Origin of the sequence: Pseudofrankia asymbiotica (assembly GCF_001983105.1) — a bacterium.
Lineage (GTDB): Bacteria > Actinomycetota > Actinomycetes > Frankiales > Frankiaceae > Pseudofrankia > Pseudofrankia asymbiotica.
Genome location: NZ_MOMC01000044.1, coordinates 113,919 through 124,978, shown reverse-complemented (window position 1 = coordinate 124,978; position 11,060 = coordinate 113,919). Strand labels below are relative to the sequence as shown.

Genomic DNA, 11,060 nt, shown 5'->3' with positions numbered 1-11,060 from the left:
TGTCACGCCTTGACGGATGCGCCGTCGGCGGCGGCCCGTGCCCGCTCTCGCGGTGAGGTTTTCGTCAGGTCGGCCGCGGTATTGACGGCACCGTGAACACGTATATCCCGCGCATGACCGCAAGCTACTGCGCCGAGATGTGAAGGCCATGTGGCCGCAAGGACGGTCTCCGGTGTCCCGGACGTGTCATGCCGGGCGTCGCTCGGCTCTCCTCCGCGGCCGAGCGGGGGTTGCAAGGTTGGAACAGCGGGTCCAGCCACCGGTCCGGCACACCCGGGCCGCTGTCGGCCACGAGCAGGGCCACATGTCGGCCGTCGGCGCGCGCGCTGACCCAGGCTGATCTTGGCCCCTTACGGCGGGCACCTTGTCCGTCCTCAGGGGCCAAGCTCAGCCGCTGCTGAGTCACTCCGGCGACTAAGATCCGGTCGAGGCGTCGGTCCGTTGGGAGGGCGCGTGACCACCGTTTCGTTGTTTGTCGCTGTCTTTCTCGCGTGCGCGGTCGAGGCGGTGGAGGCGACGACGATCGTGCTCGCCGCCGGCACCGCCCGTGACTGGCGGTCAGCGGCGCAGGGCCTGTTCTGCGGCCTGTTCGTGCTCGTCACGATCGTCGCCGCGCTCGGGCCCGCGCTGAYGGTGATCCCGTTGACCGCGCTGCGGGTCGTCGTCGGCACCCTGCTGCTGGTCTTCGGGCTGCAGTGGCTGCGCAAGTCGATCCTTCGTGCCAGCGGACACAAGGCGTTGCACGACGAAAGCGCGCTCTATCAGGAGGAGCTGGCCGCCGCCCAGGTTGCCGCTGCGAGTAGCCGGGGTGTCGTTCGCGACTGGTACGCGTTCACCCTGTCGTTCAAGGGTGTGGTACTCGAAGGGCTGGAGGTCGCGTTCATCGCGGTCACATTTGGCTCCAACCAGCACGACATTCCGATAGCTGCGATCGCGGCCGTTGCCGCGGTCGTCGTCGTGGCCGGCGCCGGGCTGGCGGTGCGGGCGCCGCTGGCCCGGGTGCCGGAGAACACGATGAAGTTCGTCGTCGGCGTCATGCTGACCGCGTTTGGCACCTTCTGGGCCGCCGAGGGCGCTGGCGGCAACTGGCCCGGCAAGGACGGCGCGCTGCTCGTCCTCGTGCCGGCGATCGCCCTGTTCTCGCTCGGCCTCGTCGGCCTGCTGCGCCGGGTCGGCGCCGCGACGGGCGGATCGGTGCTGCCCGGCGCCACCGCCCCAGCGACGAAGGTGAGCTGACCGATGACCGCGAAGATCCGCAACTTCCTTGCGTTCTGGTACGACTTCTTCGTCGGCGACGACTGGCGGGTCGCCATTGGGGTGGTGCTGGCGGTCGCCACGACCGCGGCGATCCACACCGCGATCCCGGCATGGTGGCTGCTGCCGCTGACGGTGGCGGTGCTGCTCCCGTTCACCGTCTGGAGAGCGATCCGCCGCTGACCCGAGGTCGCCGGTCGACGCTCTGGGCTGAGGGTCAACCCGCACGGCGACGCTCGCCTTGGCGTCCGGCAAGGCCGGACCGGCGCGGCGCCGGCGAGCACGCCTCACACCTCACCGAACGTCGCTTCGAACACGCCCAACACATGCAGACACACGCCTACCGCCATGGGGCCTGATCCACCCAACCCGCGCCACGCGGCTGGTCGTACTCAGGCCTGGACCCCGCAGCCGCTCCGACCTCCTGGGAAATCCGAGTTGTCACCCTTCGCTGACCGACACCGACCGGGTGGCCGGTTCTTCGAGCCAGGCGATCGCGTTGTCTCTGCGCGTGCCGCGGCCCCCGGTCTCTGGCCAGCTTGAGGACGTGGGTCTCGTGGGAACGCTTTCCCGGTCGGCTCGATGCTCTGTCGGTGTCTGCGCGCGTCAGCCTGGCAGCTGAGGATGTTCGCCAGCGCCGGCGCGGGTTGGGCTGTCGTGGCTTGCCGTCCAGCTGGCGAGGAGGCGTAGGGCGTCGTGGGAGGGGAGTCGGGGGGTGCGGTGTAGGCGGTGAGGGTGAGTCCCTGGTCGGCTTCGAGGGCCATGGCTTCGTACATGAGGTCGAGGGTGCCGACCGCGGGATGGTGGAACCGCTTTGTTCCGCTGCGGTGGAGGCGGACGTCGTGGGCTGCCCAGAGGGTGCGGAAGTGGTCGCTGCGGGTGGAGAGTTCGCCGATGAGGTCGGTGAGGGCCTTGTTGTAGGGGTCGCGCCCGGCTTCGGTGCGTAGCAGCGCCACGGTGGTGTGCGCGGACTCGTCCCAGTCCGGGTAGAGATCGCGCGCGGCTGGGTCGAGGAACCGGAACCGGGCGAGGTTCGGCGGCTGGCCTGGGGTGCGGAAGACCGGTGTGTAGAGCGCGCGGCCGAGGGAGTTGGTGGCCAACATGTCGAGGCGGCCATTGCGGACGAATGCCGGGGTGTTGGTCATTCCGTCGAGGATGAGCTGGATGGCCGGGCGGATCTGCTGTGGCGGGCGGCGGCGGGCCGCGCGGGCGGGGCTGGTGGTGGCGGCGCGGGCGAGCTCGAACAGGTGGAGCCGCTCGGCCTCGTCCAGGCGTAGAGCGCCGGCGATGGCGTCCAGCACGGTTTCGGAGGCGCCCGCGATGTTGCCCTTTTCCAGGCGGGTGTAGTAGTCGGCGCTGACGCCGGCGAGCATGGCGACTTCTTCGCGGCGTAGCCCAGGGACGCGTCGGTTCCCGCCGTAGACCGTCAGGCCGGCCTGCTCCGGTGTGATCTTGGTGCGGCGGGTGAGGAGAAAGTCCCGCACCTCGGACCGGTTCTCGTTCACGCACTCCACGCTAGGACCTGTCCGGGGCCGCAGGGGGGTTCTGTCGGAACCCGGAAGAGCGCGACCTGCCGGGTCGGCGTCGGTCGGCCTTGCATGGATGGCATGACCGCTTCGACCGAGACCTGGGCGCCCGCCGCCGCACGGGAAGAGCGATCAGTTGCCGCGTACTCGCTGGCGGCGGCTCTGCTGGGGTTCTTCGTCGTGACGTTGGACGCGGTGATCTCGTGGCCATCGGGTTGGCTGCCGGTTCAGCCCGGGTGGCGATGCTGATGGTGCCGGTGGGGCTCGCTGGGCCGTTTGTCATGCCGCCGGTCATGGCACTGCTGTTGCGCGCGGTTCCGGCCCACCAGGCGGGTATCGCCAGTGGTGTGTTCAACACCAGCCGGCAGGTCGGCGGTGCGCTGGCGGTGGCGGTCTTTGGTGCCCTGCTGACCAGAGACGCGACGTTCCTGGGCGGCATGCGGACAAGCCTGCTGATCGCCGCCGGCGTCGTGTTGGCTGCCGCCGTCGCGGTGTCTCTGCTGATCCGACCCGAGGCGGGGCGATTCGAAGCACAGAGAGAAGGAGGCGCGTCATGAGCGCGTGGATGACCAGTGAGCTGGATGCCCTCGGCGGCGCCGACGAGTTGACGATCACCACTTCTCGGCCCGACGGCACGCTGCGTGGCTATGTCCCGATCTGGGTGGTGCGGGTCGGTGACGAGGTCTACGTCCGCTCCTACCGGGGGCCTGACGGCTCGTGGTTCCGCCACGCCGCGGCTCAGGGCGTCGCGCACATCCGTGCGGCCGGCGTGGACCGCGACGTCGCCGTCACCGCGGCACCGTCCGCGCGGGAGTCGGTCGACCGGGCCTACAGCACGAAGTACGCCCGCTACGGCGACAGCTACCTGCGGCCCATGGTCACCGACACCGCGGCCGGCACCACCCTGCGGCTCACCCCCACCGACTGAACGGAGAACGGCCGTGCCACCAACCACCGAACCGTCCGGCGCCGAGAAGATGTTCGGCGACTTCGCCCCGGCACTCGTCGGGTTCACCGATGACGTGCTGTTCGGGCAGGTCTGGACCCGCCCCGAACTGTCCCCCAAGGAACGCAGCCTGGTCACCGTCGCCGCGCTGACGACGTCCGGCAACACCGACCAGCTGGTCTATCACCTTGGCCTGGCCCGGCAGAACGGCGCGACCGAGACCGAGCTGATCGAGGCGATCACGCACCTGGCGTTCTACGCGGGCTGGCCCAAGGCCATGGCCGCGATGGCCGTCGCCAAGCAGGTCTTCCGCGCCACCTGATCTCACCAGCACCACCGGCCCACCTCCGCGGCACCCGACAGGGAGATCAGATGAACATCGAACCGAAGCGGCCGACCGTCAAAGGACCGGCCGCGTGGTTCACCGGGGACGTCTACATCGACCCGATCGCCGCCCGGAAGCCCGAGCCCTCCCGGATGGCCTGCGGCTGCGTGCATTTCACCCCGGGCGCGCGCACCGCCTGGCACTCCCACGCCGTCGRCCAGACCCTCTGCATCACCGAGGGCATCGCCCTGCTCGGCACCCGTGACGGCACCGTGATCGTGGCCCGGCCCGGACAGGTCGTCTACACCCCGCCCGGCGAGGAGCACTGGCACGGCGCGACGCCGACCGACTTCATGGTCCACCTCGCGCTCTACGAGGGCACCGCCGACGGCGACGGCGCCACCTGGCTCGAACACGTCACCGACGAGCAGTACGCCGCCGCCGACGCTCTCACCGCCCCAATCTGAAAGGAACACCCACCATGCGTGGCGCAGTCATCTACGCCCCCGGCGACGTCCGGTTCGAGGACCGCGACGACCCGACGATCGTGGACCCGACCGACGCGGTCATCCGCCTCACCGCGAGCTGCGTCTGCGGCTCGGACCTGTGGGACTACCGGGGCATCGACTCCGTCACCCAGCCCACACCGATGGGTCACGAGTACGTCGGCGTCGTGGAGGAGGTCGGCGACGACGTCCACACCCTCGAACCCGGGCAGTTCGTGGTCGGCTCGTTCTTCGCCTCCGACAACACCTGCCCGATCTGCCAGGCCGGCTACCAGTCGTCCTGCGTCCACCGCGAGTACGTCGGCGCCGGCGGCGCCCAGGCCGAGTACCTGCGGGTCCCGCTGGCCGACGGCACCCTCGTCGCGACCCCGGACCTTCCGCCGGACGACCTGGTGCCGAGTCTGCTGGCGGCCTCCGACGTGCTCGGCACCGGCTGGTTCGGTGCCGTCGCCGCCGAGGTGACCCCGGGCACGACCGTCGCCGTCGTGGGCGACGGCGCCGTCGGCCTGCTGGGAATCCTCGCGGCCAGCCAGCTCGGTGCCGAGCGGATCATCGCGATGAGCCGCCACACGCCCCGGCAGAAGCTCGCCCTGGAGTTCGGCGCGACCGACATCGTGACCGAACGCGGCGACGATGGCGTCGCCCGCGTCAAGGACCTCACCGACGGCCTCGGCGCGGACTCGGTCATCGAGGCCGTCGGCACCCAGGAGTCGATGCTGCAGGCCATCCGCTGCACCCGCCCCGGCGGGCACGTCGGCTACGTCGGGGTCGCGCACGGCGTCGCGCTGCCCGGGGAGGAGCTGTTCTACTCCCACGTCCACCTGCACGGCGGCCCCGCCCCCGTCCGCCGTTTCCTGCCCGACCTCATCGATCGGATCTGGAACCAGCGGATCGATCCTGGCAAGGTCTTCGACCTCGACCTTCCCCTGGCACAGGTCGCGGAAGGCTACCGGGCCATGGACGAGCGCCGGGCGGTCAAAACCCTGCTGCGCCCATAGCCCACGCCCAGTTCTTGTTCTACCAGCACCGCGTCGACCCCGAGGTCCCCATCGAGGACGTCGCCGGCGTGGTGGGTGAGCTCGTCCAGGCCGGAAAGGTCCGCCATTTCGGCCTGTCCGAGGCCGCGGCGGCGACGATCCGCAAGGCGCACGCCGTCCACCCGGTCACCGCCGTACAAAGCGAGTACTCGCTGTGGACCCGTGATCCCGAGCCGGAAGTCCTGCCCGCCAGGGCGATACCTCGGCCGCCCCGGGTTGTTCGGCCGCAGACCGAATGACCAGCAGACGCGCGGTGAGGACGCGACCGTGGCCGTTCCGTAGCCGGACTACAGAGCCTGGCCTGACCTGGTGCGTCTGGTTCGATCGACGGACTGGTCGGAGGACGGGGACGTCTCGCCGCCAGTTCCGAGGATGGCGGCGATGGTTTCACCGCAGAGGGCCCGGACCCGTGCCGGGTCGGCGGCCGGGGGCTGGGTGAGGGAGAGCGCGGCGATGCCGCGGGCCATGCCCGAGATCATGAAGGCCGCCGCGTCGGCGTCGAGGTCTGGCCGGATCGAGCCTTCGCGCTGGCCGGCACGGACGGTCTCGGCGAGGTCGTGAAGGGTCTGGCGGTCAGCCTCGGCGATCGCGGGCAGCGACGCCTCGGAGGGGAAGGTGGCTCCCCACATCACGACGACGGCGCGTTCCTCCGGAGTGGCCGGGGCGGTGAAGACGTCGAGGTAGGTCTCGATGGACATCCGCAGCGTCTCGAGCTGGGAGAGCCCGTCGAGGTGCTGGTGCGCCTGGTCGAGCGCGTTCGCGGTCGCTTCGAGGGTGCGTTCCTGGGMCCGTTCTGCGAGCCGGGTGACCAGGGCGTCCTTTGATCCGAAGTGGTAGGCGGGCATCTCGCGGCTGATGCCGGCGCGGGCGCCGATGCCGCGTAGGGAGGCGACCTGCTCACCGCACTGCCTCTCGACCGAGTCGTCGGCCTTGAGGTACCCATCCGCTCCCAGGCGGACGCCGGCCTCGGACCGCACGAGCGAGTCGGCCAGTCCGTCAAGGCAGCCCGCGACCTCCTGGCCCAGGCAAAGCACGCGGCCGGCCAGAACTGAGGTGGGATGACGGAGAGCGATGATCGGTAGGCGCGGGACAGCTCTCGCCGCGGCACCGATTCCACGCCCCCATCGCCCATTGGACTGGAGGCATCGCACCGCGACGAAGACTCTTGGGCTCATCGGTACCGGCATGATCGGTAGCGCGCTGGGCCGCCTCGCCGTCGCTGCCCGCCCGACCCCAGAGACAGACAAGTTGAACGACAAGCTCAGGCGGCGAGGCCGTGCCGGGCGGTGGCCTTCTCGTAGGTCACGACCAGCTCCCCGTCGTGGGCGTCGATGCGCACGACACCGCCTTCGGAGACCTCGCCGCGGATGAGCGCGCGCCCGACCCGGGTCTCGACCTCGTGGGCGATGTACCGGCGTAGCGGGCGGGCGCCGAACACCGGATCGAAGCCCTTCTCGGCGATCAGCCGGCGGCCGGTCTCGGTCAGTTCCAGGCTGATCTGGCGTTCGGCGAGCCGGCGTCGCAGATCCTCGAACTGCAGGCCGACGATCGTCTCGATCTGCGGCAGGGCCAGCGGCCGGAACAGGACGATGTCGTCGATCCGGTTGAGGAACTCCGGGCGGAAGTGCCCGCGCAGCTCCGCCATCACCCGGGCCTCCACCTCCGGCCTGATCTGGCCGTCCGCGTCCATCCCGTCGAGCAGGTACTGCGAGCCGAGGTTCGAGGTCATGATGATGACGGTGTTGCGGAAGTCGACCCGGTGGCCCTGGGCGTCGGTGATCCGGCCGTCGTCCAGGATCTGCAGCAGGACGTTGAACACGTCGGCGTGCGCCTTCTCGATCTCGTCGAAGAGCACCACCGAGTACGGCTTGCGCCGGACGGCCTCGGTGAGCTGGCCGCCCTCCTCGTAGCCCACATAGCCGGGGGGAGCGCCGACCAGCCGGCTGACGGTGTGCCGCTCCTGGTACTCGCTCATGTCGAGGCGGATCATGTGCTCCTCGGTGTCGAAGAGCGCCACCGCCAGGGTCTTCGCCAGCTCCGTCTTCCCGACGCCGGTCGGTCCGAGGAACACGAAGGAGCCGATGGGCCGGCGGGGGTCCCGGATCCCGGACCGGGCCCGGATGATCGCGTCGGCGACGAGCGTGACGGCCTCGTCCTGGCCGACGACCCGTTCCCGCAGGATCTCGTCCAGGCGCAGCAGCTTGTCCCGCTCGGTCTCCTTGAGCCGGGTGACCGGGATACCGGTCCAGACCGCGACGATCTCGGCGATCTCGTCCTCGGTGACGACCTCGCGCAGCAGCCGGTGCTCGCCCTGCTTGGCGGCGAGCTGTTCCTCCTCGGTGGCGAGGCGCCGTTCCAGCTCGCCCAGCCGGCCGTAGCGTAGTTCGGCGGCCCGGTTCAGGTCGTACGCCCGTTCGGCCTCCTCGGCTTCGTGGCGGACGCGTTCGAGCTCCCCGCGCAGCTCTTGGACCCGGCGGATCGCCTGGCGTTCGGCCTCCCACTGGGCGCGCATCGCGTCCGCCTCGGCTCGCAGGTCGGCGAGCTCCCGACGCAGCTGATCCAGCCGCGCCTGGCTGGCCGGGTCGGTCTCCTTGGCCAGGGCCGCCTCCTCGATCTCCAGCCGGGTCACCCGGCGGCTGGTCTCGTCCAGCTCGGCGGGCATCGAGTCGATCTCGGTCCGCAGCCGGGCGCAGGCCTCGTCGACCAGGTCGATCGCCTTGTCGGGCAAAAATCGGTCGGTGATGTAGCGGTGGCTCAACGTAGACGCGGCGACGAGCGCGCGGTCCTGGATCTTCACCCCGTGGAAGACCTCGAACCGCTCGCGCAGACCGCGCAGGATCGAGATGGTGTCCTCCACGCTCGGCTCGTCCACCATCACCGGCTGGAACCGCCGCTCCAACGCGGCGTCGGACTCGACGCGCTTGCGGTACTCGTCCAGCGTGGTCGCGCCGATCATGTGCAGCTCGCCGCGGGCCAGCATCGGCTTGAGCATGTTCCCGGCGTCCATGGCCCCCTCGGCCGCGCCGGCGCCGACCACGGTGTGCAGCTCGTCGACGAGCAGCAGGACCCGCCCCTCGGCGGCCTTCACCTCGGTCAGTACGGCCTTGAGCCGTTCCTCGAACTCGCCCCGGTACTTCGCTCCGGCCACCAGCGAGCCCATGTCCAACGCGAAGATGGTCTTGTCGCGCAGGCCCTCCGGCACGTCCCGGCGGACGATTCGCTGAGCCAGGCCCTCCACGATCGCGGTCTTCCCGACGCCCGGATCGCCGAGCAGCACCGGGTTGTTCTTCGACTTGCGGCTGAGGATCTGGATCACCCGGCGGATCTCCGCGTCCCGGCCGATGACCGGGTCGAGCTTGCCGGTCCTCGCCAGCTCGACGAGGTCCCGGCCGTACTTCTCCAGCGCCTCGTAGGCGGCCTCCGGGGTAGCGGAGGTGACCCGCTGGTTGCCGCGGATCCGGGTGAGCGCTGCCAGGAAGGACTCCCGGGTGACGCCGTGCTCCTTCAGCCGCTGGCCGGCGGTGGTGGCGGTGCCCTCGTCGGTCAGCGCGAGCAGCAGGTGCTCCACCGACACGTACTCGTCCTTCAGCCGCCCCGCCTCACGTTCGGCCGCGTCGAGCAGCCGGGACAACCGCTGGGTGACGAACACCTGGCCGGGTGCGGCTCCTGGGCCGGTCACCGTGGGCCGCCGGGCCAGGTCGGCCTCCAGCTGGGCGCTCAGCGCGGCGACGTCGGCCCCGGCGTCGTTGAGCAGCCGTGGGATCAGCCCGTCGGGCGCCGCCAGCAGGGCGGCCAGCAGGTGCTCGCCGTCGACCTCGGTGTGCCCGAGCGCGGTCGCCCTGGCCTGGGCCGCGGCCAGCGCCTCCTGGGACTTCTGGGTCAGCCGGTTCATGTCCATGGTCGTCCGTTCCTCGCGTTGGCGGCTTCCTGGCTGGCTTCCAGCGTCGACCGCACCCGCGCGGCGGTGCTGACGCCGAGGGCGGCTTCCAGCGCGTCGATGCGGTCGAGCAGATCGAGCACGAGGCCGATGGCGGCGTAGTTCAGGCAGAGACCGGCCCGCAGCCGCTGGATCCGGGCGATCGTCGCCGGGGTGTCCGGAGGGAACCACAGCGTGCCGGCGGCGTCGCGGGAGGCGTCCAGCAGACCGAGCACGGCGAACCGGTGGACCAGTTCGGGATGCAGCCCCGCCCGGTCGGCGACCGTCTCCAGGGTGAGCCATCTGACGATGCCGAACCGTGGGCGGGCGTCGCCGCTCGCGCCCGAGCCGCCCGCGCCGCCCGCGGAGCCGCCGCGCGGGCGGCGGACCCGCACCAGTGGGTAGCGGCGGGAGGCATCGGGTCGGGACGCCCCGCTCTCCTGCTGGGAACGGATGCTCATCTCGCCTCCTTGGCGGTCACGCCCGGGCCGGGTCCGCCGCGCGTCGCGGTCATGGTCGCGTCGGCCACCCCGCCCGATCGCGTTCCGGTCATGGCTCGCGTCTACGTCCTCGGGTCGAACGTGGAGACCGCCGCCAGTTCCTCGAACAGGGCGCGTTCGCGGTCGGACAACGTCGCCGGGACCAGCACGCTGACCTCGGCGTAGAGGTCACCGGGGGAGCCCCGCGGGTCAGGCATGCCCTCGCCGCGCAGGCGCAGCCGCCGTCCGGACGACGAACCTGCCGGGACGTGCACCTTTACCTCGCCGCCCGGAGTCGTGACGGGGACGGTCGCCCCGAGCGCCGCCTCCCAGGGCGAGACCGGCAGGGTGAGGTGGATGTCCCGCCCGGACAGCCGGTAGCGCGGGTGCGGCGCGATCCGTACCCGCAGGTAGAGGTCCCCGGCCTGGCCAGCACCGCTGGCCCGTCCGCCCTGCCCGGCCAGCCGGATCCGCTGGCCGTCCACCACCCCGGGCGGGATGGTCACGGTGTAGCGGCGCGCGCCGTCGGGACCGGCGAGGGTGACCTGGCGGCGGCCGCCCCGGTAAGCCTCCTCGACGCTCAGTTCCAGCTCGGCCTCCTGATCGGCGCCGGGAATCGGCCCGGTCGCCCCGCGGGCGCCGCGTCCCGCCCCGAAGAGGTCTCCGAACAGGTCCTCGAAGCCGCCACCTCCACCACCGCCGAAGCCCGGCGTCACCCGGACCCGCTGGCCCGAGCCCCCGCGGCCGCCCCCGAAGCCGGCGCCCTCGAACCCAGCACCTCCGAACCCAGCACCTCCGAACCCAGCACCGGCGCCGGCGGCCACCCGTTCCTCGTAGTCCTCGGGGATGCGGCGGAAGTCCGGCCCGAACCGGTCGTACCGGGCCCGGGTCTTCGGGTCCGACAGCGCCTGGTAGGCGTCGTTGATCTCCTTGAAGCGTTCCTCCGCCGCCGGATCCTTGTTCACGTCCGGGTGGTAGCGGCGGGCGAGCTTCCGGTACGCCTGCTGGATCTCCTCCGTGGTCGCGTCGCGGCTGACGCCGAGAGCCTCGTAGTAGTCCCGGGCCACGGCG

Annotated in this window: 13 protein-coding genes; 8 read left to right on the top strand and 5 right to left on the bottom strand. The window is 71.2% G+C overall.

The annotated features are described in order from the left end of the window. The first annotated feature begins 453 nt into the window (after positions 1-453). Together BL253_RS21810 and BL253_RS21805 are read left to right on the top strand one after the other, a co-directional pair. Entirely contained in the window at positions 454-1,236 is a 783-nt protein-coding gene (locus BL253_RS21810) for a COG4280 domain-containing protein (protein WP_076818973.1), read from the top strand. 3 nt (positions 1,237-1,239) lie between these two features. Then, positions 1,240-1,437, top strand: coding sequence for a hypothetical protein (locus BL253_RS21805; protein WP_076818972.1), 198 nt, complete (start codon positions 1,240-1,242; stop codon positions 1,435-1,437). 209 nt (positions 1,438-1,646) lie between these two features. Here the strand turns inward: BL253_RS21805 and BL253_RS21800 are convergent, their stop codons facing one another. Continuing rightward, on the bottom strand, positions 1,647-2,759 hold the full coding sequence (locus tag BL253_RS21800; protein WP_241834997.1) for a helix-turn-helix transcriptional regulator: 1,113 nt from the start codon (positions 2,757-2,759) through the stop codon (positions 1,647-1,649). 224 nt (positions 2,760-2,983) lie between these two features. On the opposite strand from BL253_RS21800, the gene BL253_RS21795 reads away from it, so the two are divergent. Genes BL253_RS21795 through BL253_RS21770 form a run of 6 tightly spaced genes read left to right on the top strand, consistent with a single transcriptional unit; the run spans position 2,984 to position 5,833 of the window. Then, a complete protein-coding gene (locus BL253_RS21795) occupies positions 2,984-3,337 on the top strand; it encodes a hypothetical protein (RefSeq protein ID WP_076818971.1) in 354 nt (117 codons plus the stop codon). Beyond that, the gene (locus tag BL253_RS21790) at positions 3,334-3,708 is read left to right on the top strand and encodes a DUF2255 family protein (RefSeq protein ID WP_076818970.1); all 375 of its coding nucleotides are present in this window, start codon (positions 3,334-3,336) and stop codon (positions 3,706-3,708) included. The genes BL253_RS21795 and BL253_RS21790 overlap by 4 nt, the downstream gene beginning before the upstream one ends. A gap of 13 nt (positions 3,709-3,721) precedes the next feature. Next, entirely contained in the window at positions 3,722-4,048 is a 327-nt protein-coding gene (locus BL253_RS21785) for a carboxymuconolactone decarboxylase family protein (protein WP_241834996.1), read from the top strand. Positions 4,049-4,098: 50 nt separating this feature from the next. Next, positions 4,099-4,518, top strand: coding sequence for a (R)-mandelonitrile lyase (locus BL253_RS21780; protein WP_076818969.1), 420 nt, complete (start codon positions 4,099-4,101; stop codon positions 4,516-4,518). A gap of 14 nt (positions 4,519-4,532) precedes the next feature. Further along, complete coding sequence (locus BL253_RS21775) at positions 4,533-5,555, top strand: zinc-dependent alcohol dehydrogenase family protein (RefSeq protein ID WP_076818968.1); 1,023 nt, start codon at positions 4,533-4,535, stop codon at positions 5,553-5,555. Positions 5,556-5,569: 14 nt separating this feature from the next. Further along, positions 5,570-5,833 (top strand): aldo/keto reductase, encoded by a 264-nt coding sequence (locus BL253_RS21770; RefSeq protein ID WP_198946348.1) that lies wholly within the window; start codon positions 5,570-5,572, stop codon positions 5,831-5,833. A 48-nt stretch (positions 5,834-5,881) separates the two neighbouring features. Here BL253_RS21770 and BL253_RS40390 read toward each other — a convergent pair whose 3' ends face one another. The 4 genes from BL253_RS40390 to BL253_RS21750 form a co-directional block, all read right to left on the bottom strand. Further along, on the bottom strand, positions 5,882-6,628 hold the full coding sequence (locus tag BL253_RS40390) for a TetR/AcrR family transcriptional regulator (RefSeq protein WP_241834995.1): 747 nt from the start codon (positions 6,626-6,628) through the stop codon (positions 5,882-5,884). 227 nt (positions 6,629-6,855) lie between these two features. Then, positions 6,856-9,492, bottom strand: a complete 2,637-nt coding sequence (gene clpB, locus BL253_RS21760; protein WP_076818967.1) for an ATP-dependent chaperone ClpB — start codon at positions 9,490-9,492, stop codon at positions 6,856-6,858. After that, on the bottom strand, positions 9,483-9,971 hold the full coding sequence (locus tag BL253_RS21755; protein WP_076818966.1) for a chaperone modulator CbpM: 489 nt from the start codon (positions 9,969-9,971) through the stop codon (positions 9,483-9,485). Before BL253_RS21755 ends, clpB begins: the two co-directional genes overlap by 10 nt. A gap of 101 nt (positions 9,972-10,072) precedes the next feature. After that, positions 10,073-11,056 (bottom strand): DnaJ C-terminal domain-containing protein, encoded by a 984-nt coding sequence (locus tag BL253_RS21750; protein WP_076818965.1) that lies wholly within the window; start codon positions 11,054-11,056, stop codon positions 10,073-10,075. Positions 11,057-11,060: the final 4 nt, after the last annotated feature.